Source organism: Agrobacterium sp. 22-210-1 (genome assembly GCF_053522525.1).
This window is the reverse complement of sequence record NZ_JBNWCI010000005.1, coordinates 246,236-272,085: the sequence shown is the minus strand read 5'-3', so window position 1 is coordinate 272,085 and position 25,850 is coordinate 246,236. Positions and strand designations below refer to the sequence as shown.

The following is a 25,850-nucleotide window of genomic DNA, read 5'->3' as shown; positions in this document are numbered from 1 at the left end:
TCCCACAGCGAATGGCCCTCCGGCGGCCGAGCGGTTCACGTCGAAATCTGGTCGATGCCCTATCCCTTTATTCCGCTTGCCGCGATACTGGAGATGAACAGCCTCTGCAGGCAGAGATAAAAGATCAGTACCGGTAGGGTGATGATCGTGAGATAGGCCATGACTTCACCCCATGGCGTGTTGAGCTGGAAGAAATATTGCAGCCCCACCATTACGGGTCTGTATGCCTCGGACTGGGTCACGAGAAGCGGCCATAGGTATTGCTGGCTGTACATGACGAGAAACTTCAGGATCGCAGCCGTTGCGATGACCGGGCCGCTGAGCGGCATAACCACCTGGGCATAAATTCGTAGCCAGCTGGCGCCGTCGATGCGCGCCGCCTCCAGCAATTCCTTCGGCAGATCCTTGAAATATTGCACGAAGAGGAAAATCGTCAGCCCGTCTGCGATCCACGGAATGATCTGCACATGCCAGGAGTTGAGCCACCCCCAGGTAAACCCACCGCTGCCAATCCATGGCAGATTGTTGACTTCCAGCAGCAGCGGCACGGCAATTGTTTCAAAGGGAATGATGAGCGTGGCGAGGATGATCGAAAATAAAACATCCTTCCCGCGCCAGTTTAAAAAGGTGAAGGCGAAGGCGGCAAGCGAGCCAAAAAGCAGGGCGAGAAACACGGTAACACCCGTGACCAGAACCGAATTGAATATGAAGGTTGCAATCGGCGCCCGGGCGAAAGCTGCCGTGTAGTTTTCAAGCGAGAGATGTCCCACCGGCAGGAAGGCTCTTATCGACGTGGCGTCACTCAGCAATTGGTCGTTTGGTTTCAGCGACGAGAACCCCATGAACAACAGCGGTAAAATGAAGATCGCCGCGAAGGCGAGCATGAGCACATAGTTGCCGATGAGAAAAGCGAGGCTTTTGCGTTGTCCGGCCTGCATCATTGCTTCTCCCTTGTCATGTACCGCTGGGTCAAGGAAATGCACAGAACGAGCAGGAACAGGACGACCGAGATTGCGGAACCTGCTGCGATGTCCTGCTGGCGGTATCCTCGCTCAACCGCCTGATAGACGATGCTCTGTGTAGAGTCGCGAGGTCCGCCTTTGGTCATCACATCGATCTGCGCGAAAAGCGCAAAAGCCTGCATGGTGATGACGATGATAATCAGCACGGCTGTGTTGCGCAGCAGCGGCCAGGTTATCATGCTGAACCTCTGCCAGCGGCTCGCTCCTTCGATGTCAGCTGCCTCGTAGAGATCCGGAGAGATGGTTTGCAGACCGGAGAGCCATATGACCATGTGGAACCCAACGCCCTGCCAGACCGACATCACCAGAATGGCCCATAAGGCGGTATCAGTTCTGCCCAGCCAGTCGACAGGCTGGAAGAGCCCGAAGCTCATGTAACTCAAGAGACTGTTCAGGAGCCCGTTATCGGCCGCATAGATAAATCGCCAGAGCAGCGCCACCACCACCACCGACAGCACGACAGGCATGAAGTAGATTGCGCGGAAAATCGTGACGCCGGGGATTTTCTGGTTCACCAACAGGGCAAGAAACAACGCCAGCGCAGCCTGAACCGGCGCGACGACGACCACGAAGGAAAGCGTGTTCACGAGAGCTGTCAGGAATACGACATCACTTGCCAGAATGACGATCTGGTCCTCGCCCCAGGTGAAGCTCTTATATTCCCGCATTCCTTCCAGGTGGGGATAATCAGGGTTGTTGCGGGTGAAATTGCGAATTCTCGGATAGGAGATGGCGCCATCGGCATCCCGGCTGATGCTGCCGTCCGCCTCTTTTTCCGGTTCGAGCGTCAGCACGCCGATACCCAGCAGCCGGGTGTAATTTTCAACGCCGACAAACTCGGTCGGATTGGGAGATGTCAGCCGCTGGTTGGTGAAGGAAAACCCGAGCCCCAGCAGAAAGGGCGTGATCAGGAACAGCCCGATCAGCATCATCGCCGGTGCAGCCATGATCCAGCCCGTGAAGCCGTCTCGGGTGAGTTTCCCCTTTGAAGAAAAGAACGCCATCGGTCACGACCCCTATTTGGGTTGGTAACCGGAATTGCGCTCAATGTTGTTGTTTATCTCATCCGTTGCGTTGTCCAGCGTATCGGCAACATCCGCACCGTTGGCAATGTCGGAAAGAGCCTTGGAAAAGACCGGCGAGATGAAGGCGTAAGCCGGAGTTACCGGACGCAACGTTCCCTGGCGCTTGGACAGATCGAAGAAAATTTCGAGCGGGCCGCCCTGCTTGTAATTCTTCGTCATCTGGGCCGCCGAGGAGGTAGCCGGGATGAGGCCGATCGCATCGGAGAACTGCGCGAGATATTTGTCCTGTATGGCGAATTCGATGAAAGCGGACGCGCCTTCCGGATGTTTGCTGGTGGCCGACACACCAAACTGCCAGGATCCGGCGCCGATCTTCGGACCCTGCCCGAAATCAGGCGCCGGCAGAAACAGCAGGTCGTCGCCATATTTCTCAAGCGCCTTCACCGCAACCCAATTGCCCATCCATTGCAAGGCGTGACGACCTTCCAGAAAGCCGGTTTCATGGTCGGCAGGTGATTGTGACGTTCCGGGTGCCAGCTTCTTCTCGAACAGAGACTGCCACCATTCTCCGAACTTGACGGCACTGTCTCCGTTGAGGAAGTTCTCGGCGGTTTGATAATTTTTCTTGTCGATCAGGCTGCCGCCGAAGCTCTCCAGAAACGGGCTGAAGGCATAGCTGTACCATTCGGTTTTGTCGGCCATGCCAAGGTCGATCGCATATTCGAACTTGCCGCTGGCCGCGAGCTTCTCGAGCGCCGCATTGAACTCCTCGCCGGTCCATGCCTTTTCCAGTGTTGGAATGCGAATGCCGTTTTCATCGAGAACCGATTTGCGGGCGAATATGGCGACGGCTGCATCCCACAGGCCGACGGAATAGAGCTTGTCTCCCCACTTGCCCACCGCACCTGGCAGGAAATTTTCAAGCTTTGCCTCATCGATCTGCAGTGGCTGTAAATAACCCGACCACGCCCAGTTCGGCATGTTCGGCCCATCGACATCCAGAATGTCGGGCAGCTTGTTGGAAAGTGCTGCGGCGGTGACGGACTCGTTATAGGCACTCTGCGGGAACTCCTGAAGCGAGACCCGCCAGTCTGACTGAGACGAATTGAAATCCTCGATGATGCCGGCCAATATCTTGCGTTCTTCAACATTGCCCGCGCCGTGATACCACATCGTCAGGTCGGTCTGCGCCAGTGCCGCAGTGGAAAAAAACAACGAGAGGGCACTGAACGCGCCCGCAAAAATGGCTTTGGTGGTCATGGATTGTCCTCCTCCTGAAGGAGGGTAACTTCACCATCCAGAGATTGTTCCGAAGAAAATCTGCATTCTGGCGGTGCATCTTTTGTAAGAGCGCGAATAGATGGAACTTCGAGCAGCATTACGAACCCGCCTGAAATGCAGGCGGAAATGCCCACGCGTCCTTAAGCAAGGGCAGTGAACTTGACTGAGCCCTTGCTAAAGGAATGATGTTGCAACTGCCCAGCGGGGTTGCTCGGGCGCGGGGAGGTGCGGTTGAAAATCCTTTTGGTCGAAGATGATGCGGAATTGGCGCAATGGCTGATCAAGGCGCTGAAGCAACGCTACGAATTCATGATCGACTGGGCCGAAGATGGCGCGGTTGCGGACAATCGCCTGCGCGAGGAGGAATTTGATGTCGTGATTCTCGATCTCGGTTTGCCGTCCATGGGTGGGAGGTCGGTGCTGTCAGCGATGCGGTCTCGAGATGATCTCACTCCGACCTTGATTCTCACCGCCCGGGATACGTTGAGCGAGCGGATTGGCAGTCTGCACGAAGGGGCGGATGATTTTCTAGCAAAACCCTTCGCGATTGAGGAGCTGGAGGCAAGGCTGGTGGCACTCGTTCGGCGGTCGCATGGTCGCAACGCTGGAACCTTTTCATGCGGGGGACTGGCTTATTTCCCTGCAGAACAGCGTTTCACACTCCACGATAAAATCCTCGAACTTACACCGCGAGAGCACTCGATGCTGAGGGTCCTGGTCCAGCACGCGGGCGAGCCGATGTCCAAGCAGAAGATTGTCGACCGAATGTTCTCTTTCGACGCGGATATTCAGCTGGAAGCTATCGAAGTCATTGCCCATCGTTTGAGGAAGAAGCTGTCCGGAACCGTACAGATCACGACGCTGCGTGGTATCGGCTACGTTCTCGAAGAGACCCAGCCATGTTGAGGAGTCCGGAACGCGCCGGTCGCCGGTTGGCCGTTACGATCGGCTACTGGATATTTCCTGCGATCATTACCGCCATGGCTTCGACCTTATGGTTCAGCACAACGACCGTACAGGAGCTTGCCGACAGCGCCTATGATCGCTCACTAGCCGGAGCCGTACGGGCGGTTGATGCCAACATATCAACCGAGAGCGGGGGAGTGGGTGTCGAGTTACCCTATAACCTGTTCAATTTCTTCCAGTTGACCGCCCAGGGGACGGTCTATTTCAACGTTTCCACCAGCGACAATCTGGTCCAGATCGGCGATGTGCTGCTGCCGGAAACATCGGGGCTCGAAAGTGGCGAGCTCAGGTTTCACGATGGCATCTATTTCGGGCAGGAAATACGGGTTGGTGCACTGAAGCGTCCACTCGATGCATCGAAACCTGACGGCGTGCAGATCACGATACAGGTGGCCGAGACCAAGGTGTCGCGTGGGGCTTTCCAGAACGAACTGATCACCAGGGCCATTCTTCGCGACATACTTGTTGTTCTTATTCTGGGCGTGCTGATCGCGCTTGGCGTATTCAAGGCTCTAAAGCCCTTGAACCGTCTGAAAGAGACGATCGATGCGCGCGAACCCGACGATCTCAAGCCGGTCGCCGTCGCGTCGTTGCCGCTTGAAGTCCGCCCGCTGGTGCAGGCGATGAACGGGATAATGCAACGTACAGCCGAAGAGGCGACACAACAGCGGCGCTTTCTCGATGATGCGTCGCATCAGCTTCGCACCCCTATGACAATCCTGAGGACCCAGATCGAATACGCGCTCCACCAGGCTTCGCTCAATGAAATCCGGGCCACGCTGCATTCATCCAAGGACGTTTTGGAGAGGGCGATCCGGACGACCAACCAGCTTCTTGCATTGGCCAAGGCGCGCGCTGCGCAGGGAACGGAAATCTACCCGCAGGAGCGGCTATGCCTGTCGGAAACCGTCGCAGATACGATCCGGATGTTGTGGCCGCGCATCAGAAGCCGGAAGATGGATTGTGTTTTCGAGGCCTTAGAGCCGGAGGTGATCGTGCGTGCCAATGAAGGGCTGCTGCGCGAGGCGATGATCAACATCATTGACAATGCCGTGCATTATGCGCCGGAAAGCTCGCTCGTCACCGTGTCGCTGATACTAGAAGGCCAGATGGTCAATATTGATATCATGGACGAAGGCCCCGGCATGGCCGAAAACGATATCCTGCATGCCGGAACCCGGTTCAGGAGCGGAAAAAAAACGGGCAGCGGCAATGGGCTTGGGCTGGCGATTGCACTTACGGTTGCCCGGGCGAATGGCGGTACGATGACGGTCAGCAACCGCCGGGATCGCTCCGGCCTGATTGTAAGGATTGCTTTACCCGTCATCCGTTGAAAGCCGATTGAAAGCTTGGCTGCGATATATCCCGCTTCTGCAGATTGGAGGTCTGCGTTCACTACCTGGAGGAGACATCAATGTCATTCATTTCACGCGTTGCCATCACGGCGGCGGCGGCGTCAGTCGTGCTTGGAGGCTCGACCTCGATTACGCTCGCCGAACCGAAGAATCCCGAATGCATAGCGCCAGCCCAGCCGGGCGGCGGTTTCGACATCACCTGCAAGCTGGCTCAGGCGGCGTTGCAGCAATCCGGCGCGGTCAAGTCGCAGGTACGCGTTTCCTACATGCCGGGCGGCATCGGCGCCGTTGCATATAACGCCATCGTTGGCCAGCGCCGTGCAGAACCGGGCACCATCGTCGCGTACTCCGCCGGCTCGCTGTTGAACATCGCGCAGGGCAAGTTCGGTGCTTTCACAGAGAAGGATGTGCGCTGGGTGGCGACCATCGGAACCGACTACGGCGCTGTCGTCGTTCAGGCCGATAGCCCGTATAAATCGCTCAGCGACCTCATGAATGCCATCAAGCAGGATCCGACTTCGGTGATCATCGGAGCGGGTGGCACGATCGGTAGCCAGGACTGGATGAAGGCGGCCATGGCGGCTCGCGCTGCCGGAATCGACTACAAGACGATGCGTTTCGTGGCTTTCGAAGGCGGCGGTGACTGCGCGACTGCGCTTCATGGTGGCCATGTCAATGTCTGCATGAACGATGTCGGTGACAGTCAGGCTGCAATCGATGGCGGTGCGCCGCTCAAGTTGCTCGCGATTTTCTCGGAAGAACGTCTGCCCGGAAAGCTTGCCGAAGTTCAGACCGCCAGAGAGCAGGGCTTCGACATCCTCTGGCCGATCGCTCGTGGTTTCTACGTGGGCCCCGACGTCTCCGACGAAGACTATAAGTGGTGGTCGGATGCTTTCGAGGCGACAATGAAGTCTGCGAACTACGACGCAGCGCTGCAGCAGCGCAACCTCTTCCCGCTGCCGATGGCGGGTGCGGAGACGACGGCGTTTGTCGAAGAGCGGGTCGCTGCTTACAAAAAACTCGCCGCCGACTTTGGTCTCGCGACAAAATAAGGCTTGAACCATGAACAACGACCGCATTCTTGGTGCGGCCGCAATTGCGGTCGCAGCGATCCTGATCGCCTATGGTTACGGCTTGGAAGCACCGTTTGCCTACGAGCCCGTCGGCCCCCGGGCATTTCCTCTTATAGCAGCGGCAGTCATCGCTGTCTGTGGAGTGATCCTGGTGTTAAAGCCGGGTGCGGTGGACGGTTCCCAAACACCGATGCCCGGCAGAGCCATCATCGCTCTGTCGGGGTCGCTTCTTGCCTATTCCCTTGTATTTCAGCCATTGGGCTTCGTCATTTCGACGATGGTCTTCATGGTGCCGATTGCGATGATCTTCGGTGCGAAATGGTGGCAGGGAGCCCTGACCGGGGGATTGCTCGCCGTTTCGTCATTCCTTCTCTTTGACCGCGTCCTTGACGTCGTCCTGCCTGTTGGCCCGTTCGGGGGTATTGTCTGATGGAAACTCTCGGTTATCTCATGCATGGTTTCAGTGTCGCCCTGACGCCGAGCAACCTGCTGCTGGCATCGCTTGGCGCAGTCGTCGGCACCATGGTCGGCGTTCTGCCGGGGCTTGGTCCCATCAATGCCGTCGCGATGCTGGTTCCCGTCGTCTTCGCGCTGGGCTTGCCGCCCGAAAGCTCGCTGATCCTGATGGCGGCCATCTATATTGGCTCCGAGTACGGCGGCCGTATCAGCGCAATCCTTCTCAACGTTCCCGGTGAAGCTTCCGCGGTGATGACCGCGATTGAGGGCTATCCATTGGCGCGGCAGGGCAAGGCGGGGATCGCGCTTTCACTTTCCGCCTGGACATCCTTTGTCGGGTCGGCGATTGCAACTGTCGGAATTGTGGTTGCCGCACCCGTTCTTGCAAGCTGGGCGCTCGCATTCGGCCCGGTGGAATATGTCGCCCTCATGGTGTTCGCCTTCGCCTGTCTGAGCGGCCTCCTGACGGATCAACCAGTAAAAGCCATGCTGGCAATCTCGCTCGGCCTGGCCATCTCGACGATCGGTATTGATGCCAATTCCGGCGTCTATCGTTATACCTTCGGCTCACCCAATCTAGTCGATGGCGTCCAGTTCGCCACCGTCGTGATCGGGCTTTTTGCTATCAGCGAACTCCTGATCATGCTGGAATCCATGCACGGCGGTGCTGCTGTTCGCATCAAGCAGATGGGACGCTCCCTCTTCAATCGAAGCGAAATGCTGTTCACCAACATGGCCACGCTACGCGGCTCGTTGATCGGCTTCTTTGTCGGTATTCTGCCGGGCGCAGGCGGCACCGTCGCTTCGGCGCTTGCCTATACGACGGAGAAGCGCGTCGTTGAAAGGAGTGGCCCGGAAGGAAGTCTTTTCGGTAAGGGCGACATGCGCGGCCTGGCCTCCGTAGAGGCCGCTAATAACAGCGCTTCAAACAGCAATTTCATCCCCATGCTCACCCTCGGAATCCCAAGCTCGGGGACCACAGCAATCATGCTCGGTGTTCTGACGCTCTACAATCTGACACCAGGTCCAGCCCTGTTCAGATCGCAACCAGACCTCGTCTGGGGCCTGATTGCCTCGCTGTTCATCGGGAATTTCATTCTGCTCGCGATCAACATTCCGCTTGTCGGTGTCTTCGCCCGCATGCTGTCGGTCCCGGCATGGGTGCTGGTTCCGTTCATAGTGGTTGTCAGCACCATCGGTGTCTATTCTGGAAAATCGACCACGTTCGAGCTGGTGCTGATGATCGGGCTCGGTATCGGCGCATATTTTTTGCGTCGCCTTGGCGTTCCGATGGCGCCACTGATCCTCGGGCTGGTGCTGGGCAAGATACTCGAGCAAAGCCTTCGCCGCGCGCTGTCTCTTTCTGCCGGCGACATCTCTATCCTGTGGTCGAGCCCGATTTCCATCGTTCTCTGGACGATGGCAGGGGCTGTCTTCCTGGCCCCGCTTCTTCTGCCGAAATTCCAGCGGTGGCGGAGTGCAACGATCCCCGCCGATGAGTGAGGTGAAGGAAGATGTCGTATCTGTTGCCCTCTGAAGACGAGAAAGTTGCAGCCGGCATCCGGCTGCGGGAGATGCTGGCCAAGCCGGAAATCATCAGGATGCCGGGAGCGCACAACGGTTTGTCGTCGCTCCAGGCGAAGGCTGCCGGGTTCGAGGCGCTCTACCTGTCGGGAGCGGCAATGAGCGCCTCCATGGGCTTGCCAGATCTGGGCATCCTGACGCTCGATGATGTGCTGTTTTTCACGCGGCAAATTGTAAGAGCATCGGGTCTGCCGCTTCTTGTGGACGCAGATACGGGTTTCGGCGAGGCGCTCAATGTCATGAACACAGTGCGCAGGCTTGAAGAGGCGGGCGCGGCGGCCATCCAGATCGAGGATCAGGTGCTCCCGAAAAAATGTGGGCACCTGAACGACAAGAAACTGGCCGCTGCCGGGGATATGGCCGCGAAGGTCGCAGCTGCGGCGTGCGCGCGGCGGTCTCTGGTGATAGTCGCGCGTACGGATGCCGCCAGCGACGAGGGCCTCGAAAAGGCAATCGATCGCGCCAGATTATACGTCAGGGCAGGCGCAGATGCCATATTTCCGGAGGCACTGACGACCCGCGACATGTTTGTGGAGTTTGCCAATGCCATGAAAGGCGTGCCCCTGCTTGCCAACATGACAGAGTACGGTCGCTCGCCTTCGATGACCGCGTCACAGCTGCAGGACATGGGCTACCGCATGGTGATCTGGCCTGTCTCGTCACTGCGTGTCGCGAATAAGGCGCAGCAGGAACTCTTCGAGGATCTGGCCCGCAGCGGAAACACAACGGCTTCCGTTGCGCGAATGCAGACCCGCGCGGAACTTTACGAGGTGATCGATCTCAACGGCTATGAGGCGTTGGATGCCAGCATCATTGCCAGTCGTTTGCCGAAAACCAACCAGGCGTAGAGCGCCAGCTACACCGCCTGACCGACGAGTTGGCTGATCGGGAAATAGGCCTGTGAGCACGTCGTGAGAGTTTTCGAGACGAAAGCCGTCCGTGCGATTTGCTCGTTTGCGTCGAGCAAATAGCTGACAGAAACGGGCAGTTCATTGAGTGAAACGCAGAGGGGCATCTGTCTGCACCGATTTACGAAAAAATTCAGCAAGGAAGGGCGCCCGTGCGGAGCATCACAGCCGAATTGGTGTGATCAGAGCACTGAGACGGAAAAGAGCACAATCAAATCTCTCGGCAGATTCCGTGGGTGAGTTGGCGGCTGCAATGTTGTCACAACGTGCAACCCCCAAACCCTCCTCAACTCAAGAGGAAACACCATCTCGCGGGCAGCCAAAGGTGCCACGCTCCCTAGAAACTCTCCAGATGCAGCTATCTTCATAGGAAAAATGGGTGCGCCCCATTGGTGAGTGTTAAGCAACAAGGCGATGTAGCATGTAATGTTGTGAAGATACTGTAGAACTATTTTCGCTTCAGTAAAAAAGAAAGAAGGCATTCAATGCGAATTCTCATTATTCTTTGTCTGTTGACTGTAATTGCGGGCTGCGAAACCGTCGAGCAGGAAAATCGTTGCTCGGGGTATGGATTTGTTCGCGGTACCGATGCCTACGCCAATTGCCTGCAGCGGCTCGATATGTCACGTGAATATCGTTTTAGGCGCGGTTATGATTCTCCAATGTATGACTATGACTAGACGGCGGTCCTTCGAGGCTTTGGCGAACACCGCCATGCCCAGACTGTCCAAAAGAGGTTCATTGTAGGAACGGAGCCACCTCTCACGATGGGCGTTTCCGATCATCCAAGTCAACCATAGTAAAAAAGTGGTGATCCATGCGTATTCTAATCGTTGAAGATGATCGTGAGCTGGCTTCGTCACTGAAGGCGATGATGGAAGAATCCATTGGAGTTGCGGATACATTTGATACGGTAGCAGATGCGGAAGCCGCACTACTTACATTCAAGTTTGATCTTGTCCTCATAGACCGTAACCTTCCAGACGGTGATGGTCTGTCTCTTTTGCCTACACTGCGACAACTCCGGCCAAGGCCGGCGACACTTATATTGACAGCTTTAGACGATCCGACCGATATCGTATGTGCGCTCGACAGAGGGGCCGATGAGTATGTTGGAAAGCCTTTTGAACCAATTGAGCTTGTTGCTCGGGCGCGTGCTGTCCTGCGTCGCTATAATCTGGATGAGACAGGCTGCGCACAGTTTGGCAATCTGTCATTCGATCTCATAAATCGCTCCGCGATGATTAATGAGAATGTGCTGGCCATCCCAAGACGTGAACTCGCTATCCTCGAAGCACTTATCCGGCGTGCAGGTCGCGTCGTGCAACGCGATAATCTGGAGGCTTCCGTCTACAATATCGGCGACGAGCTGGAATCCAACGCGCTGGATTCCCATGTGTCCCGATTACGCAAGCGACTGCGTGAAGCAAACTGCAACATCACGATCCAGACAATCCGCGGTATCGGCTACATGTTGGCGCACGAACAATGAACCGAACGCGATCGATAGCTTTGCCGGTCGCCGGCGTGCTAATACTCGGCATGGCGCTCATCATGGTGATAAGCACCGTTGTGACGCTCATAGTATTTCTACTGACTGATAACGATAGCCGCCAGCGTATCGCTGTGGATATTGTTGGCAGATTCCTAATCGAGGAAACGAAGGACACCAGAAGCGGCTCACCAAATTCAGCATATGTGCCCGCAAAGACGATTGAATTGGCTAAAGGTCAGCCAGAATTTTGGTACGTCGTCGATGACGGTATCAAGACTGCCAAGCATGGTACGGTTCCGCCTTCAGCCAAGTTGATCCTCGACGCTGCCCCATCTCAAATGCTTACATATGAATTCAGCTACATGGTTGGCGGTAGGGATTATATCGGGGCGAAGAGAGTTGATGAGAGCGATTCAAGTGTAACTGTCTCTGTCGGCGGAGTTTCTCTTTCTGATACTCAAATGCTAATTTGCGCGCTCTGGTTGGTTTGGCCGCAGGGATTGTACCATTTACTTGGTGCCGTTCTCATCACGACAGCTGCTATCGCTTTCATAACGATGCGTCGCACAATCGCTGCCCCAGTAAGAAGGGTCGTTAGCTCTGCAGAGGATATTGACGGCCTTCCCAATGGTCGCAGACTATCTGACCACGACACCCCGAAAGAGTTGAAGCCAATGGTTGCCGCGTTCAACACTGCGCTTTCGCGGATCGATAATGCATTTGAAGCGCAGCGAAACTTCCTCGCCAGTGCGTCTCACGAGCTGAGAACGCCCTTGACCAAATTACGCATCAAACTTGATTTAGTTCAAGATCCTGAAGTGCGGGAGGTGCTGGTTCGCGATGTAACACGCCTGGCATCGATTGTAACGACATCGCTGCAACTTGCCCGTTTATCCGGCCAGTCCCTTACATTTTCGGTCTTGGATCTCACGACTTTGGCACGCGCTATCGTTGCGGATCATGTTCCGTCCGCCATGAAGCACGGAATGGAAATTGAGTTCAACGCGCCAGAAGAACGGGTCATGATTTCCGGCTCCGAGCCGGCAATACGTGTCGCGCTAGACAATCTGATTATCAACGCCATGCGCCACGCACAAGGAACAGAGATACTCACGGTCGATGTACTCCCCTCGTGTACACTGCGGGTTTCAGACAATGGTCCAGGTATCCCGGCAATGGAGCGTCAGAAAATGCTGCGGCCGTTCGTACGTGGCAATGGTAGTACATGCGAGGGAACGGGTATGGGGCTGGCCATCGTTAGCCAGATCATGGCGGCCCATGGTGGATTTGTTCACCTGGAGGAGGCTGCGGAAGGTGGCTTGATGGCGAGCCTCGCGTTTCCGCGGTCTGAAGCCGGAGCTTAAATTGGTGGGTATGCCCGGCCTGTAACTGCTTGCATCGTGATCACTTCCTCCTTTTCGGAAACGCGGCCCGGCGCTCGACTTCAGCGCGTGGGGCAGCGTTGGTATGGGATGGGCAGCGACGCTGGACGTCGATTTCGTTGATCGCGGCATTGGGGCAGGTGATGCATGCGACTGCAAGGGCGTTCCCCGGACTTCCTCCACATCCTTAACGAGCGTTGCAGACAATCGTCTGCGTCTTGCTGATGCATGGGCACGCTTTCGAAAGTTGGCCTGCGAGCCCTGACACATTATGAGTTTCCAGTATCCTGCCAAATTGTGTTTTTTCATTGCACCTAATGTGTACTTTAAGTACACAATCGCTTGACGTCCTGTCTTGCCCGTGCAATCTTCGAGTTATCAACATCAGGAAGCTCGGAGTTACGCGATGGCGAAGACCGTTAAGAGCAGTCTCTATGAGGATCTGAAGCGGCAGATTCTGACGATGGAGCTCGATCCGGACGCGGATCTCGATGAAGTGTCCCTGAGCGAACATTACGGCCTGTCCCGGACGCCCGTGCGTGACATTTTTCGTCGGCTGGCAGGCGAGGGATATATCGATATTCGTGAGAACCGGGGTGCGCGCGTCATCCCGATGAACCACACGACGCTTCGCAACTTCTTCCAGGTCGCGCCGATGATTTATGCGGCGATCGGGCGGTTGGCGGTGCAGAATTTCAAACCGGCTCAACTCCTCGATCTGAAGGAAACGCAGGAGCGGTTCCGCAAAGCCAGCGGCGACGAAGACGCGCTGAGCATGGTTTTGCAGAACAATCGTTTCCACGAGATTTTCGGCGAAATGTCGGCCAATGCCTATCTGCAACCGAGTCTCGGTCGTCTTCTCATCGATCACGCGCGCATTGGCCACACATTCTTTCGGCCGCGTAGTGCAGACATGAAACGACGCCTGCAGTTGGCTGTCGAGCACCATGACAGTTTCATCGAGGCGCTGGGCGCCCATGATGAGGACGCCGTTGTTGATCTCGTCTTCGAACATTGGGAGCTGTCGCGCGAGAACATGGAGATGTTCATCGCGCCGCAGGGCATCAAGGCGGATGCGATGCTCGGCGCTCCGGCCACGCAATCACTGGAGAAGTCATCGTGAAGTTTGAGGGTATCTACACCCCGGCGATAACGCCGCTCGACGAGGGCGGCCAGATCGACCGGAAAGCATTCGCCGCAGTGCTGGAATCGCTGATCGAGGCGGGTGTTCACGGTATCATCGTCGGCGGTTCGACCGGTGAATATTACGCCCAGACCAGCCAGGAACGGTTTGATCTCGCAGCTTATGCCAAGGAGGTCGTCGGCACACGGTTGCCGTTGATCATCGGGACCGGTGCGACCCGCACCGAGGATTCGATCGAATACGCGAAGGCCGCCAGGGAAATCGGCGCAGACGCAATCCTGGTCTCGACACCGCCCTATGCGCTGCCGACCGAGCGGGAGAATGCGGTTCATGCGCTTGCCGTCGACCGCGCGGCCAATATGCCGATCATGCTTTACAATTATCCGGCGCGCATGGGCGTGATGATGGGTGAGGAATATTTCTCGCGCGTCGGCAAATCGAAGAATGTCGTCGCCATCAAGGAAAGTTCTGGCGAGATGGCGAACCTTCATCTGCTCGCCCGGAAGTTTCCGCATATTGCCCTGTCCTGCGGCTGGGACGATCAGGCGCTGGAATTCTTCGCCTGGGGCGCCAGAAGCTGGGTCTGCGCCGGCTCGAATTTCCTGCCGAAAGAACATGTCGCGCTCTATGAGGCCTGCGTCATCGAAAAGAATTTCGACAAGGGGCGCGCGATCATGACCGCAATGCTGCCGCTTATGGATTTCCTTGAATGTGGCAAATTCGTTCAGTCGATCAAGCATGGATGCGAGATCATCGGGCTGACGGCCGGACCGGTCCGCGCGCCGCTGCGGCCGATGAATTCCGAAGAAAAGAGAACCCTTGAGACCGTTGTCGCCACGTTGAAGCGGACGGTCGGTCAGATCACGTCGGGAGCCAATCGTCATGCATGAACCGTTGACCGCCGCCGAATATAAGGCAATTGCCGCCGATCTCCAGTTTCCGGCGGGCGTTTTCATCGATGGCGCATTTCGTCCGGCCAGTTCCGGCAAGACATTCAAGACCAAGAACCCGGCAACCGGAGAAACGCTTGCAAGGATTGCCGCATGCGACAGCACGGATATCGATCTCGCGGTTCTCAAGGCACGCGATGCATTCGATGACGGTCGCTGGCGTCTGCAGCATCCGGGCGAGCGCAAGACCGTGCTTCTCAAGCTCGCAAGGCTGATCGAAGAGAACCGTCACGAACTGGCGGTCATGGAAAGTCTCGATAGCGGCAAGCCGGTGCGCGAGTGCCAGACGGTCGATATTCCCGATACCATTCATACGTTGCGCTGGCACGCTGAGCTGATCGACAAGCTCTATGACAACACCGCTCCTGTCGGTTCCAATGCGCTGACCATGATCATGCGCGAGCCGATCGGCGTCGTTGGGTGTGTATTGCCATGGAACTTCCCGCTGCTGATGCTGGCGTGGAAGATCGGCCCTGCGCTCGCCGCCGGTTGTTCCATCGTCGTCAAGCCGGCGGAAGATACGACACTCACCACGCTTCGGGTTGCGGAACTCGCCCATGAGGCCGGAATTCCAGCGGGTGTTTTCAACGTCGTCACCGGCAACGGCAAGGATGTGGGCGAACCTCTTGGCCTGCATATGGATGTGGATATGGTCGCTTTCACGGGTTCGACGCCGACAGGTCGCCGTTTCCTGCGTTATGCCGCCGATTCCAACCTCAAGAAGGTCGTACTGGAATGCGGAGGCAAGAACCCGGCAGTCGTCCTCGATGATGCCGAGGACCTTGATCTGGTCGCCGAGCAGGTCGTCAACGGCGCCTTCTGGAACATGGGCGAGAATTGCTCGGCCACCTCGCGCCTGATCGTCCATTCGAAGGTCAAGGACGAGCTTCTGAACAGGATCGGCGCTTATCTGCGCGAGTGGAAAACGGGTGATCCGCTTGATCCCGAAAACCGCATCGGCGCGCTGGTCAACAAGGCGCATTTCGACAAGGTGACTTCATTCCTTGAGGACGCCAGGGCGGAGAAACTTTCGGTCGTCCATGGCGGCGGCACACAGAACGGCGCCTTTGTGGAACCGACCGTCGTTGATGGTGTCGCGCCGAAAAGCCGGCTGTTCCAGGAGGAAATCTTCGGGCCGATCCTGTCGGTGACGACGTTCAACACGCTGGCCGAGGCTGTTGCACTGGCCAACGACACCAATTACGGACTGACGGCTTCGGTCTATACCGGCAGCCTGCGCAACGCCATCAAGCTGTCGCGTGAAATCCGTGCCGGCGTCGTCACCGTCAACTGCTTCGGAGAGGGCGACGCCAGCACGCCATTTGGTGGCTACAAGGAATCCGGTTTCGGTGGCCGCGACAAGTCGATCTTCGCTCACGACAATTATTGCGAACTGAAGACGATCTGGATCGACGTTTCCGAGCGCTCCGTGGATGAGACGGTGAGATGACAACAGGAACCGTGAGGCGTCTTCCAGTCGAAAACGGCGCCTCCGGTTGGGAGGCGATCAGCCAGCGCCCTTTCCCGCTTAAAAAGCTTGAGACTGTCGTATCGGCCGATTGGCTGGTCATCGGCGCGGGTTTTGCCGGCCTTTCGGCTGCCCGACGTCTACAGGCTCTCCGTCCCGGTGAAAAAATCGTGCTGGTGGATGCGGGTGAAATCGGCAAGGGCACGTCGGGCCGTAACTCCGGTTTCATGATCGATGTTCCGCACAATCTCTCCGCAAGCGAATATTCCAGCGGCGGAGCCGAAGCGACGCGGGTGGAGATGGCGCAGAACCGCTTTGCTATCGCTTTCGCGAAAGACGCGGCTCAGGACTACGGAATGTCGCGTGAGACCTTCGATCCCGCCGGCAAGACCAATGCGGCCGCCACCGGGCGCGGAATGAAGCTGAATGCGAATTTCGGCCAGTCGCTGAAGGCGGCTGGTGAGAAGCACTTATTTCTCGACGCGCAGGAAATGCGGGAACTCACCGGGTCGAGCTATTATCTCGGCGGGCTCTATACGCCGGGAACAGTACTGATCCAGCCCGCCGATTATGTGCGCCAGTTCGCCGCCGGTCTGTCGGACAAGATCGATATTTTCGAGTGCTCGCCGGTCACATCGCTCACACGAAAGGATGGAAGGTGGATTGCCTCCTCTCCGTCCGGATCGGTCAATGCGACAAAGGTTATTCTCGGCGTCAACGGACATATCGACGATTTCGGCCATTTCGGCGGTCGGCTGATGCACATCTTCGCCTATGCATCGATGACGGCGGGCTTCCCCGCTGGTGAGTTTGGCTCTTCGGTTTCCGGTCGGGATCGCTGGGCGTTGCTTCCCGCAGACGCCATGGGGGCGACCATTCGCAAGATCACCACCAATGGTGTTTCGCGGATCGTCATCCGCACGAAGTACACCTACGAGACGAAGGTTGCCGTCGGCGAACACCGGATGGCCAGGATGAAAGAGGAGCATCGCCGTTCGCTCGATGCCCGTTTCCCGGAACTGGCGCAAATCGGTTTCGAACATAGCTGGGCCGGGCGTCTCTGTCTCAGCCGCAACCATGCACCCGCCTTCGGCGAGGTGGAGGAGGGGCTCTTCTCCGCCTGCTGCGAGAACGGTCTTGGAACGGTGAAAAGCACTCTGGCGGGCATCATGGCCGCCGATCTTGCGACCGGGACGACGTCGCTGGAACTTAGCCGATACATGGATCACCCGCAGCCTTCGCGAATACCGCCCGAGCCGTTTGCATGGCTGGGCATCAACGGCGTGATCCGATTGCAGGAATTGCGTGCAGGCCGCGAGGGTTGAACCTTCGCCGCGCAATAAGAGGCTCGCGTCCGGCGCGGCTTCAATAAAGATGGGAACAAGAAACCAGGAGTAAGAGCGATGAAGACGATGTGGAAGGCGCTTTGCGCCGCCGCCATGATTGGAATGAGCATGCTTCCCGCCCGCGCGGAAGAAAAGACCATCAACATGGGCACGTTGTCCTGGGAGGATCTGACACCTATTACCGGCATCACCAGGAAGGTCCTCGAAGATTCCGGTTATACCGTCAAGGTCACCGAATTCTCCGAATGGGGCATCGCTTATGCCGCTCTCGCAAAGGGCGACATTCAGGTTCTGGCGTCGCAGACCGACTATGTGGCGCAGGATTACTGGAACAAGAACAAGAACCGCCTCGAGAAGATTTCGCCGGTTTCGCACGGTCTTTATCAGGGCATAGCGGTTCCGAAATACGTGCCGATCGACAGCCTCGAACAGCTCAATGAGAATAGCGACAAATTCAGCGGCAAGATCATAGGTATCGAGCCGGGCTCCGGCCTGATGAAGGACGCGTCGAACGCGGTCAAGGATTACGGCATCAAGCTGCAATTGGTGGAAGGCAGCACCGCGGCGATGACGGCGGCGCTGAAGTCGGCCTATGACCGCAAGGAATGGATCGCGGTGACGGTCTGGGAGCCGTCATGGATGGTCCAGAAATATGAAGTGAAATATCTCAAGGATCCGAAAGGCGTCTTCCCGCCGCCGCAAGGCTATTACTGGATCGGCCAGAAGGGTTTCTCCGCTGATAATCCGCATGCCCGCGAAGTCATGGCCAGCGTCTACGTGCCGATCGCCGATATCACTGCGATCAATGGTGCGGTCAAGGACGGCAAGACCATGGACCAGGCCGTGCAGGACTGGATCGGCGCCCATGCCGACCTGATCAAGCGTTGGGAAAATATCAAGAAGAACTGATCGCGCACTCGCCGCCCGGCACCGGTCGGGCGGCTTTTGTCAAAGCAACCAGAGAAGCCAGCATAATTGGCTCAAGGGAACCGCCATGAAAATCGACGCTGCTCAATCGAGCGAAATCCTGATCGACTGCCAGTCCCTCTGGAAGGTCTTCGGCGACAAGACCGGCGCCGCGATGCGATCGATTGCCGAACGCGGGCTTGGCAAGAAGGAAGTATTGCAGCAATTCAACTGCGTTGTCGGTGTGAACAATGCCAGCCTGCAGGTTCGGCGCGGAGAAATATTCTGCATCATGGGACTTTCCGGCAGCGGAAAGTCGACGCTGATCCGAATGCTGAACAAGCTCATCACGCCCAGCGCCGGCAAGGTGCTGGTCAAGGGACGGGACGTTGCTGCCCTGTCGCCACCCGATCTGCGTGAAATGCGGGCGAAGAACATCGGTATGGTGTTTCAGAACGTGGCGCTCCTGCCGCATCGGACGGTGCTTGAAAACGCCGCCTTCGGCCTTGAAGTTCAGGGCATACCAAAGACCGAGCGCAACAGCACCGCAAAGCAGGCTCTCGAGAAGGTTGGTCTGGCTGACTGGCTTGAGCGATACCCGACTGAACTGTCGGGCGGAATGCAGCAGCGTGTCGGTCTTGCGCGCGCTTTGGCTTCCGATCCCGAAATTATTCTCATGGACGAGCCGTTCAGCGCGCTTGACCCGCTGATCAGGCGGCAGCTGCAGGACGAATTCCGCCAGCTGACAAAGCAGCTCGGCAAGTCCGCAGTGTTCATCACCCATGATCTCGATGAGGCGATCCGCATCGGAGACCGCATCGCGATCATGAAAGACGGCGCGATCATTCAGACCGGGACTGCCGAAGACATCATTCTCAATCCGGCGGATGATTATGTTGCGGAATTCGTGGCCGGCATTTCCCGCCTGCATCTGATCAAGGCGCATTCGGTCATGCACAGTGTCAGCGACTACAGGAAGGAACAACCGAATTCGGACCTTTCGACGCTGGTGCGCACGACGCCGGACGCCGACATCGATGAGCTGATCTCGCTTACGATGCAGTCGGAACGCGATGCCATCGCCGTGGTCGATAACGAGCAGGTTGTTGGCATCGTCACCCCCCGCAGTCTCCTCATGGGGGTCAAGGGGTCTTCCAACAATGACCGCGCAGCGGCCTGATCTCTAGCGGGAGCTTCGTGACATGGACACTTCAGGCTTTACGGACGCCTTCGACGAATGGACGGATGCAACGCTGGAATGGGTGAGCGAGAATGGCGAATCCCTTTTCGACTACGTTCGGCTGGTTCTTGAGGGTCTCTATAATGGTATTCTCTGGCTACTGGAGTTGCCGCCTTTTTATCTGGTGGCTGTCATCGTGGCGCTGGTGGGCTGGCGGTTTGTCAATCGCTGGTTCGCGGTTCTGAGCGGCCTTGCTCTCATGCTTTGTTACGCCATGGGTCTCTGGCCGGAAACCATGAGCACGCTGGCGCTGGTGCTGACCGCCACCGTGCTGGCGCTGGCCATCGGTATTCCGATCGGTATTGCGGCGGGTTTCTTCACCGCGCTCGACAGGTTCATGGAGCCGGGGCTGGACCTGATCCAGACGTTACCGCCCTATATCTATCTGCTGCCGGCCATTGCGCTCCTTGGATACGGCCCTGCCACTGCGCTGATCGCCACCGTCGTCGTCGCTATTCCGCCTGCGATCCGGTTGACCTCGCTCGGCATCAGAATGACACCCAACGAGTTTCTCGAACTGGGCGAGGCAATCGGCATGACGCCGCGCACGATGTTTTTCAAGATTCGCCTGCCCTTTGCGCTTCCGAGCATCATGGCGGGTGTCAACCAGAGCCTGATGATGGCCTTCGGTATGGTGGTGATCGCAGGCATCGTCGGTTCCGGCGGGCTTGGCGAGACGATCTATGGATCGATCCGCACGCTCGATATCGCCACATCGATCAACGGCGCGATTGCAATTGTCGTCCTGACGATGGTGCTTGATCGCATTACCCAGAGTGCCGCCCGTATCGGGGCAGGGAGGACGTGATGGCTGATACAACGCTGCAGTTTTCACCCGGTGCCATTCTGGCTCCGGCCGTCGACTGGCTCAACACCAACCTGCATCCGCTTTTTGCGGCAATCGGTTATGTGGTGGAGGCCGTCCTTTCCGCCCTTGAGGCGACGCTGCTTTCGGTGCCGCCTTATGCTTTGATCGTGATCGTTTTTATCGCCGCGTTTTTTGCCGTCAGCGTCAGGGCGGCGATCCTTGCCGGCCTTTGTCTCGGCTTTTGCCTGCTTGTCGGCCTGTGGACCGCATCGATGCAGACGGTGGCACTGGTCACCGTTGCCGTGCTGATCTCGGTCACGATCGCATTTCCGATCGGCGTCCTGTGCTCCCGGCACAAGACACTGGAAGCGATTGTTCGCCCGGTTCTCGATGTCATGCAGACGGTGCCGCCCTGGGTCTATCTGATCCCCGCCGTGATGATCTTCAGCCTTGGGCGCGTGCCGGCGATCATCGCGACGATTGTTTATGGCATCCCGCCCATGCTGCGATTGACGACATTGGCTTTCAACCAGGTGCCACGGGAGTTCATGGAGCTTGGAAGCGCCATCGGTGCGCATCCTCGCTCGGTGCTGTGGAAGATTGAAATTCCGCTCGCCAGACAGACGCTTCTCGTCGGACTCAACCAATGTATCCTTCTGTCTCTGGCCATGGTGGTGCTTGCCGGTCTTGTCGGAGCGGGAGGACTCGGCGCGGAAGTCACACGTGGTCTGACGCGAATGGAGATGGGTCTTGGCCTGCGCGCCGGCCTTGCGATTGTCGCCGTCGCACTTCTTCTCGATCGGTTGAGCCGGGGTCTGCTTGATCGCAACACGGTCGCGAGACCTGCACTGGATTGAGGAAAGCTCCGTGAGACAGTCGTTTTTTTGCATCGATGCCCATACCTGCGGAAATCCGGTCCGCCTTGTCGCAGCCGGTGGGCCGATGCTGCCGCATCTGCCAATGGGCGAGCGGCGGGAAATTTTCATTCGCGAGCATGACTGGGTCCGTCGGGCGCTGATGTTCGAGCCAAGGGGGCACGACATCATGTCTGGTGCCATAATATATCCCGCCCATCGTGAGGATTGCGATTTTGCCGTCCTTTTCATCGAGGTCAGCGGCTGCCTGCCGATGTGCGGCGCCGGAACCATCGGGGTTGTCACCGCGGCCATTGAAGAAGGCCTGGTGAAACCCCGCACGCCGGGTGTCGTTGCAATCGAAACACCCGCAGGCAGAGTAGATGTCACCTACACGATGAAGAATGGTTTCGTTGACGCCGTCCGATTGCATAATGTCGCGAGCTACCTTCATCAAAGCGACATCGAGGTCGATGTCCCCGGTGTCGGACAGCTTGTCGTCGATATCGCCTATGGCGGCAACTTCTACGCCGTCATTGAGCCCCAGAAACACTGGGAAGGTTTCGAGGGAATGACCGCATCGCAAATTATCGAATACAGCCAGAAGCTTCGCCATGCTCTGGAGATGGTTTGCAATCCCCTCCACCCCGATGATGGGCGCATCAGAGGCGTGCATCACGCGATCTGGTGTGACGCGCCCGTCAGCAGCGGTGCCGATGGCCGGTCGGCGGTATTTTATGGCGACAAGGCGATCGACAGGTCTCCGGGCGGCACCGGCACATCCGCGCGCATGGCGCAGCTCCATGGAAAGGGACGCCTGCCGGTCGGTTCAACCTATAGAAACGAGAGCCTCATCGGCACGATCTTTGAGGGGCGTGTCGAAAGCGCGGCAAACATCGGTTCGTTTGAAGGGATAATCCCAAGCATTGGCGCCTGGGCCCGTGTCATCGGACACAACACGATCTATGTCGATGATCGCGACCCACTCGCCCACGGGTTTCAGATTTCGTGAGTGGGTGAGGCAACGGCGAGGGGAGCGAGGCGATGCGTCTGGAACAGCACAAGGAGGGTGAGGCAACGGACCAGACAAACCGGCTCAAGGTCGGCTTCGTGCTGGCGCGCTCATTCACGCTGTCTGCCTTCGCGATGTTTGTTGATACCCTGCGCCTTGCGAGCGACGAACAGGATCGCTCGGGACGGGTAAAAGCCGACTGGCAGGTGCTGGGCAGCACTCGGCACCTCATCATTTCAAGCTGCGGTGTGCAGGTTGCCCCGACATCGGATTTTGTCGATCCCACCCGGTTCGATTATATCGCCGTCATTGGCGGATTGCTGAACAGGGAGGATCCCGTCGATCATGAGACGATCGCGTTTTTAAAGCTTGTCGATGCGAGGAAGGTTCCCTTGCTCGGCATTTGCACCGGCACGTTCATTCTGGCCGAAGCGGGGTTGATGAAGAACCACGACGTCTGCGTGAGCTGGCTTCATGCCAAGGCGTTCAGGGAGCGGTTTCCCGGACTGTCAGTCCGGCCTGACAGGATTTTCAATCTGGATAGACGCCGGGGTTCCTGCGCCGGAGGCAGCAGCGCCGCCGATATGGCGGCGGCTCTCGTACGGCGCCACATCAGCCCCGATGCGGAGCGAAACGCCCTTGAAGTGCTGCAGATCGAGAAGGCGCGCTCCCATCTGGAAATCCAGCCGCGGCGACCGCTATACGAGGAATACAGGGATTCGCGCCTCAGGGCAGTCATGATCATGATGGAGCAGCATCTTGACGGTGATATGCCGATCGCTCAGCTCGCAGCATTCGTGGGGGTGACGCGCCGGCAGCTGGAGCGGATTTTCGAGAAGGAAGCGGGCATTTCGCCGGCACGGGCCTATGTCCGGGTGCGTCTTGAGCGCGCCAAGGTGCTTCTCACACAGACGAAATTGCCGCTGACCGACATCGCGCTCGATCTCGGCTTTCACACGGCCTCGCAATTTACACGCTCATTCAAGAAAGAGTTTGGGCAGACTCCGTCCCACCTGCGTTCGGCTCTTTTGGGAGCGAATTGACGTCACGCCGGAAGCACTGACGGTCGATTTTTCAGTTCTTGCAAGAAGGGGAGACGACATCTTTGTATGTGATGCCGTTCACCCATGCCGGCCATTAGCGGTCGATGACAAGATCACTCAGTGGTCGCGAACAGCAAGGCAGGAACATTCCCGCATCGATCTCGCGTTGCCGTATCCCGCCATTGTGGTTCATGTCGACGGTGCCGGATACCAGCTTCGATTTGCATGTGCCGCAAACGCCGTTGGAGCAGGACGAAGGCAGGCGAACCCCGGACTTTTTTGCTGACGACAAAACGGTCTGGTCGCTTCCCACTTCAATGTTCCGGCCCTGCTTCTGAAATTCAACCTGCCATACCCTGCTCGCCTGGGCCTCCTCTGCTGGAAGCCCCGGTTCATCGATCACTGCCGCGTCGAAGCTCTCTTCGATATAGTTTTCAGTTGGTACGCCGAGCGCCGATGAAATCGAGCGGGCTGCCGCCATGAAAGGCGCCGGGCCGCAGCACATGACGGTCCGATCAGCAATATCGGGCACGGCAAGCTTCATGAAATCGGTTGTGATGCGGCCGGTCAGACCCGGCCATGCAGGTTCACCAAGCACTGTCTCGGGAAGAAAATGCAGCCGCAACCCCTTCATTCGGGCGGCAAGACAGTTCAGTTCGTCGCGAAATATCAGATCGAGCGGCGTTCGCGCCGCGTGCATGAAGACGATATCTGCGGGTTCGCAGCGATCCGCGAGATCGCGGAGGATCGACATCACCGGGGTTATTCCCGAACCGCCGGAGAGAAGAAGCAGTTTGGAAGAGAGGGCATAAGGGCGGATGAAGTGCCCAAGCGGGCCTTGCGCGCTTACGGTCATGCCCCTGGCCAGATTGTCGTGAAGCCAGTTCGATATCCGACCGTTCGCCACGCGTTTGACCGTGACGCTGAAAGCATTCGACCGGTGGGGCGAAGACGAGATGCTGTAGCAGCGCGCTTCGGCATCGTTCCCCATCGGAAAATCGAAGAGAAAATACTGGCCGCCTTCGAAATCGAACCGCTTGCCGTGCGGGGATGCGAAGGTGAAACTCTTCACATCATGGGTTTCCTGATGAACGTCGATGCAGACAAGCGTGTCGTCATGCTCCGGATCCCAAACGCCGCAATCTGCAACCGCACCGCTTTTCCTTGTTGCGAGATCAATATCCATTGGCGCGCATCCGGTCGATATACCACGTCGCGAACTTGTCGAGATTGGTTTCGGAAAAACGGGAATAGGGGCCGGGTCGATAGGCGGGATCAAGGGCGCCTGCGTGGGAGCGGGCGACCAGATCCGCATCCTGATCGGTGGTCGCGATCCACACATCGGTCAGCTTGTCGAGATCATAGTCGACGCCTTCAACGGCGTCCTTGTGAACCAGCCACTTCGTTCGCACCAGGGTTTTTCCGGCTGAGAGCGGAATGACGATTGCAACAACCGCATGGTCTCCCATGAAGTGGTTCCAGGAATTGTGTCCCCAGAGGTGTGTGTCGCCCAGATCCTTCCGGCTCATGTGGCCGAGAAGCCTGGCGGAAGCGGCCGTCGCGTCATGGGTCTGGGATTCGCCGGCGCCGGAAATGATCAGACGCTGCGTTCTGAAGTTGGTTGCGCAATCCGTAAGCTGTTCGACGGCCGAGGAGGGAAATCCATCCGTTTCCCATGCCCTGGTTCGCTCTTCATAAAGCCGGAAATGTTCTTCCGCCTGCTCCCGGTCTTCGGCGCTCAAGGTCTCCGGGTCGAAACCGAAGTCGAGATCGACGAAAGAAACGCAGAGTTCCGGATGGTTTGCCGAGCAATGATAGCACTCGCGGTTGTTTTCCATCGTCAGCTTCCAGTTGCCATCCTCGATGACGTCGGTCTGATGTGCGATCTTCGCATTTCGGATGTCATAGGGGGCGAGACGCTCCGCCATCGTCCGCTCGAGGAGGTCGATGTCTTCAGGCGGATTTTCGGAAAGACAGACATAGATCAGGCCGCCGATCGATTTGAAATTCACCTGCCTCAGGCCGTGACAGTCCTTGTCGAAGTCCTTGCCCATATGCGGCGCATAGCTGAGCTCGCCGGTCAGTTCATAGGTCCAGGTGTGGTAGGGGCAGACGAGCTTCGAGATGATCGTGCTGCCCGCATCCAGCAGACGCGCACCACGATGGCGACAGACATTGTGCAGCACGCGGATTTCGCCTTCGTCGTCCCGCAGGAGGATGAGGCTGGTCCTGCCGATGTCGACCACTGTGGCGTCACCGGCTTCCGGAACGTCGCAGTCGAGACCCACACAGATCCAGTGCTTGTGAAAAAACACCTCGATATCGGCGTCGAACACGTCGTCGCGCGTATAGAGACCGGCGGGCAGGGAGTGCCCGTTGGTGCGGGCATCGAGCAATGACGAGATGGATGATGCGAGCTTGTTTAGCATGATATCCCCTGATGTTTATTTCTATGGAGATTGCGCTTGCATCCCTTGGTTCTCAACAGCATTAATTCTTACGTTGACATAATGAAATGTAATGCAAAGAGGC

At 57.5% G+C, this 25,850-nt stretch carries 23 protein-coding genes; 18 read left to right on the top strand and 5 right to left on the bottom strand.

The genetic code is table 11. The annotated features are described in order from the left end of the window. Positions 1 to 59: 59 nt before the first annotated feature. Genes ACQZ5F_RS25115 through ACQZ5F_RS25105 form a run of 3 tightly spaced genes read right to left on the bottom strand, consistent with a single transcriptional unit; the run spans position 60 to position 3,307 of the window. Positions 60 to 941, bottom strand: a complete 882-nt coding sequence (locus tag ACQZ5F_RS25115; RefSeq protein WP_080842876.1) for a carbohydrate ABC transporter permease — start codon at positions 939 to 941, stop codon at positions 60 to 62. Further along, complete coding sequence (locus ACQZ5F_RS25110) at positions 938 to 2,026, bottom strand: carbohydrate ABC transporter permease (protein ID WP_137087222.1); 1,089 nt, start codon at positions 2,024 to 2,026, stop codon at positions 938 to 940. The genes ACQZ5F_RS25115 and ACQZ5F_RS25110 overlap by 4 nt, the downstream gene beginning before the upstream one ends. A gap of 12 nt (positions 2,027 to 2,038) precedes the next feature. Then, entirely contained in the window at positions 2,039 to 3,307 is a 1,269-nt protein-coding gene (locus ACQZ5F_RS25105) for a sugar ABC transporter substrate-binding protein (protein WP_225337958.1), read from the bottom strand. Between the two features lie 252 nt (positions 3,308 to 3,559). Between ACQZ5F_RS25105 and ACQZ5F_RS25100 the strand changes: the two genes are divergently transcribed. From ACQZ5F_RS25100 to ACQZ5F_RS25015, 18 genes are all read left to right on the top strand, one after another. Beyond that, a complete protein-coding gene (locus ACQZ5F_RS25100; RefSeq protein WP_225337959.1) occupies positions 3,560 to 4,234 on the top strand; it encodes a response regulator in 675 nt (224 codons plus the stop codon). Next, on the top strand, positions 4,228 to 5,628 hold the full coding sequence (locus ACQZ5F_RS25095) for a sensor histidine kinase (protein WP_225337960.1): 1,401 nt from the start codon (positions 4,228 to 4,230) through the stop codon (positions 5,626 to 5,628). Before ACQZ5F_RS25100 ends, ACQZ5F_RS25095 begins: the two co-directional genes overlap by 7 nt. A gap of 80 nt (positions 5,629 to 5,708) precedes the next feature. Then, a complete protein-coding gene (locus ACQZ5F_RS25090) occupies positions 5,709 to 6,701 on the top strand; it encodes a Bug family tripartite tricarboxylate transporter substrate binding protein (RefSeq protein ID WP_225337961.1) in 993 nt (330 codons plus the stop codon). 10 nt (positions 6,702 to 6,711) lie between these two features. Further along, a complete protein-coding gene (locus tag ACQZ5F_RS25085; RefSeq protein WP_225337962.1) occupies positions 6,712 to 7,152 on the top strand; it encodes a tripartite tricarboxylate transporter TctB family protein in 441 nt (146 codons plus the stop codon). Then, positions 7,152 to 8,681 (top strand): tripartite tricarboxylate transporter permease, encoded by a 1,530-nt coding sequence (locus ACQZ5F_RS25080; RefSeq protein ID WP_225337963.1) that lies wholly within the window; start codon positions 7,152 to 7,154, stop codon positions 8,679 to 8,681. Before ACQZ5F_RS25085 ends, ACQZ5F_RS25080 begins: the two co-directional genes overlap by 1 nt. 11 nt (positions 8,682 to 8,692) lie before the next feature. After that, positions 8,693 to 9,610 (top strand): methylisocitrate lyase, encoded by a 918-nt coding sequence (gene prpB, locus ACQZ5F_RS25075; protein WP_225337964.1) that lies wholly within the window; start codon positions 8,693 to 8,695, stop codon positions 9,608 to 9,610. 877 nt (positions 9,611 to 10,487) lie between these two features. Continuing rightward, positions 10,488 to 11,162, top strand: a complete 675-nt coding sequence (locus tag ACQZ5F_RS25070; protein ID WP_046801949.1) for a response regulator — start codon at positions 10,488 to 10,490, stop codon at positions 11,160 to 11,162. A 50-nt stretch (positions 11,163 to 11,212) separates the two neighbouring features. Further along, a complete protein-coding gene (locus ACQZ5F_RS25065) occupies positions 11,213 to 12,529 on the top strand; it encodes a sensor histidine kinase (protein WP_448731114.1) in 1,317 nt (438 codons plus the stop codon). Positions 12,530 to 12,953: 424 nt separating this feature from the next. Then, the gene (locus ACQZ5F_RS25060; RefSeq protein WP_046801950.1) at positions 12,954 to 13,670 is read left to right on the top strand and encodes a GntR family transcriptional regulator; all 717 of its coding nucleotides are present in this window, start codon (positions 12,954 to 12,956) and stop codon (positions 13,668 to 13,670) included. After that, positions 13,667 to 14,581 (top strand): dihydrodipicolinate synthase family protein, encoded by a 915-nt coding sequence (locus tag ACQZ5F_RS25055; protein ID WP_225244808.1) that lies wholly within the window; start codon positions 13,667 to 13,669, stop codon positions 14,579 to 14,581. Before ACQZ5F_RS25060 ends, ACQZ5F_RS25055 begins: the two co-directional genes overlap by 4 nt. Continuing rightward, entirely contained in the window at positions 14,574 to 16,091 is a 1,518-nt protein-coding gene (locus ACQZ5F_RS25050) for an aldehyde dehydrogenase (RefSeq protein ID WP_225337966.1), read from the top strand. Before ACQZ5F_RS25055 ends, ACQZ5F_RS25050 begins: the two co-directional genes overlap by 8 nt. Further along, complete coding sequence (locus ACQZ5F_RS25045; protein ID WP_225337967.1) at positions 16,088 to 17,434, top strand: NAD(P)/FAD-dependent oxidoreductase; 1,347 nt, start codon at positions 16,088 to 16,090, stop codon at positions 17,432 to 17,434. The genes ACQZ5F_RS25050 and ACQZ5F_RS25045 overlap by 4 nt, the downstream gene beginning before the upstream one ends. Before the next feature lie 78 nt (positions 17,435 to 17,512). After that, positions 17,513 to 18,364 carry a glycine betaine ABC transporter substrate-binding protein gene (locus tag ACQZ5F_RS25040; RefSeq protein ID WP_046801954.1) on the top strand — a complete coding sequence of 284 codons (852 nt, stop codon included), beginning with the start codon at positions 17,513 to 17,515 and terminating at the stop codon, positions 18,362 to 18,364. A gap of 85 nt (positions 18,365 to 18,449) precedes the next feature. Then, the gene (locus ACQZ5F_RS25035) at positions 18,450 to 19,541 is read left to right on the top strand and encodes a quaternary amine ABC transporter ATP-binding protein (protein ID WP_225337968.1); all 1,092 of its coding nucleotides are present in this window, start codon (positions 18,450 to 18,452) and stop codon (positions 19,539 to 19,541) included. A 22-nt stretch (positions 19,542 to 19,563) separates the two neighbouring features. After that, positions 19,564 to 20,409 (top strand): ABC transporter permease, encoded by an 846-nt coding sequence (locus ACQZ5F_RS25030; protein ID WP_225337969.1) that lies wholly within the window; start codon positions 19,564 to 19,566, stop codon positions 20,407 to 20,409. Beyond that, positions 20,409 to 21,266: an ABC transporter permease gene (locus ACQZ5F_RS25025; protein ID WP_225244803.1), complete on the top strand. Its 858-nt coding sequence runs from the start codon at positions 20,409 to 20,411 to the stop codon at positions 21,264 to 21,266. The genes ACQZ5F_RS25030 and ACQZ5F_RS25025 overlap by 1 nt, the downstream gene beginning before the upstream one ends. Before the next feature lie 10 nt (positions 21,267 to 21,276). Then, positions 21,277 to 22,275 carry a 4-hydroxyproline epimerase gene (locus ACQZ5F_RS25020; protein ID WP_225337970.1) on the top strand — a complete coding sequence of 333 codons (999 nt, stop codon included), beginning with the start codon at positions 21,277 to 21,279 and terminating at the stop codon, positions 22,273 to 22,275. Positions 22,276 to 22,307: 32 nt separating this feature from the next. After that, positions 22,308 to 23,318 carry a GlxA family transcriptional regulator gene (locus ACQZ5F_RS25015; RefSeq protein WP_225337971.1) on the top strand — a complete coding sequence of 337 codons (1,011 nt, stop codon included), beginning with the start codon at positions 22,308 to 22,310 and terminating at the stop codon, positions 23,316 to 23,318. A 94-nt stretch (positions 23,319 to 23,412) separates the two neighbouring features. Here the strand turns inward: ACQZ5F_RS25015 and ACQZ5F_RS25010 are convergent, their stop codons facing one another. Both ACQZ5F_RS25010 and ACQZ5F_RS25005 read right to left on the bottom strand, forming a co-directional pair. After that, entirely contained in the window at positions 23,413 to 24,504 is a 1,092-nt protein-coding gene (locus tag ACQZ5F_RS25010; protein WP_225337972.1) for an FAD-binding oxidoreductase, read from the bottom strand. Then, a complete protein-coding gene (locus tag ACQZ5F_RS25005) occupies positions 24,494 to 25,747 on the bottom strand; it encodes an aromatic ring-hydroxylating oxygenase subunit alpha (protein WP_225337973.1) in 1,254 nt (417 codons plus the stop codon). Before ACQZ5F_RS25005 ends, ACQZ5F_RS25010 begins: the two co-directional genes overlap by 11 nt. Between the last annotated feature and the right edge of the window lie 103 nt (positions 25,748 to 25,850).

Bases quoted from the DNA above. Each gene is read 5' to 3' on its own strand.
- ACQZ5F_RS25105 (WP_225337958.1), bottom strand. From the start codon at position 3,307: ATGACCACCAAAGCCATTTTTGCGGGCGCGTTCAGTGCCCTCTCGTTG.
- ACQZ5F_RS25060 (WP_046801950.1), top strand. From the start codon at position 12,954: ATGGCGAAGACCGTTAAGAGCAGTCTCTATGAGGATCTGAAGCGGCAG.
- ACQZ5F_RS25015 (WP_225337971.1), top strand. From the start codon at position 22,308: ATGCGTCTGGAACAGCACAAGGAGGGTGAGGCAACGGACCAGACAAAC.
- ACQZ5F_RS25030 (WP_225337969.1), top strand. From the start codon at position 19,564: ATGGACACTTCAGGCTTTACGGACGCCTTCGACGAATGGACGGATGCA.
- ACQZ5F_RS25035 (WP_225337968.1), top strand. From the start codon at position 18,450: ATGAAAATCGACGCTGCTCAATCGAGCGAAATCCTGATCGACTGCCAG.
- ACQZ5F_RS25080 (WP_225337963.1), top strand. From the start codon at position 7,152: ATGGAAACTCTCGGTTATCTCATGCATGGTTTCAGTGTCGCCCTGACG.
- ACQZ5F_RS25040 (WP_046801954.1), top strand. From the start codon at position 17,513: ATGAAGACGATGTGGAAGGCGCTTTGCGCCGCCGCCATGATTGGAATG.
- ACQZ5F_RS25010 (WP_225337972.1), bottom strand. From the start codon at position 24,504: ATGGATATTGATCTCGCAACAAGGAAAAGCGGTGCGGTTGCAGATTGC.
- ACQZ5F_RS25045 (WP_225337967.1), top strand. From the start codon at position 16,088: ATGACAACAGGAACCGTGAGGCGTCTTCCAGTCGAAAACGGCGCCTCC.
- ACQZ5F_RS25025 (WP_225244803.1), top strand. From the start codon at position 20,409: ATGGCTGATACAACGCTGCAGTTTTCACCCGGTGCCATTCTGGCTCCG.
- ACQZ5F_RS25065 (WP_448731114.1), top strand. From the start codon at position 11,213: ATGGCGCTCATCATGGTGATAAGCACCGTTGTGACGCTCATAGTATTT.
- prpB (WP_225337964.1), top strand. From the start codon at position 8,693: ATGTCGTATCTGTTGCCCTCTGAAGACGAGAAAGTTGCAGCCGGCATC.
- ACQZ5F_RS25115 (WP_080842876.1), bottom strand. From the start codon at position 941: ATGATGCAGGCCGGACAACGCAAAAGCCTCGCTTTTCTCATCGGCAAC.
- ACQZ5F_RS25095 (WP_225337960.1), top strand. From the start codon at position 4,228: ATGTTGAGGAGTCCGGAACGCGCCGGTCGCCGGTTGGCCGTTACGATC.
- ACQZ5F_RS25050 (WP_225337966.1), top strand. From the start codon at position 14,574: ATGCATGAACCGTTGACCGCCGCCGAATATAAGGCAATTGCCGCCGAT.
- ACQZ5F_RS25005 (WP_225337973.1), bottom strand. From the start codon at position 25,747: ATGCTAAACAAGCTCGCATCATCCATCTCGTCATTGCTCGATGCCCGC.
- ACQZ5F_RS25070 (WP_046801949.1), top strand. From the start codon at position 10,488: ATGCGTATTCTAATCGTTGAAGATGATCGTGAGCTGGCTTCGTCACTG.
- ACQZ5F_RS25110 (WP_137087222.1), bottom strand. From the start codon at position 2,026: ATGGCGTTCTTTTCTTCAAAGGGGAAACTCACCCGAGACGGCTTCACG.
- ACQZ5F_RS25090 (WP_225337961.1), top strand. From the start codon at position 5,709: ATGTCATTCATTTCACGCGTTGCCATCACGGCGGCGGCGGCGTCAGTC.
- ACQZ5F_RS25085 (WP_225337962.1), top strand. From the start codon at position 6,712: ATGAACAACGACCGCATTCTTGGTGCGGCCGCAATTGCGGTCGCAGCG.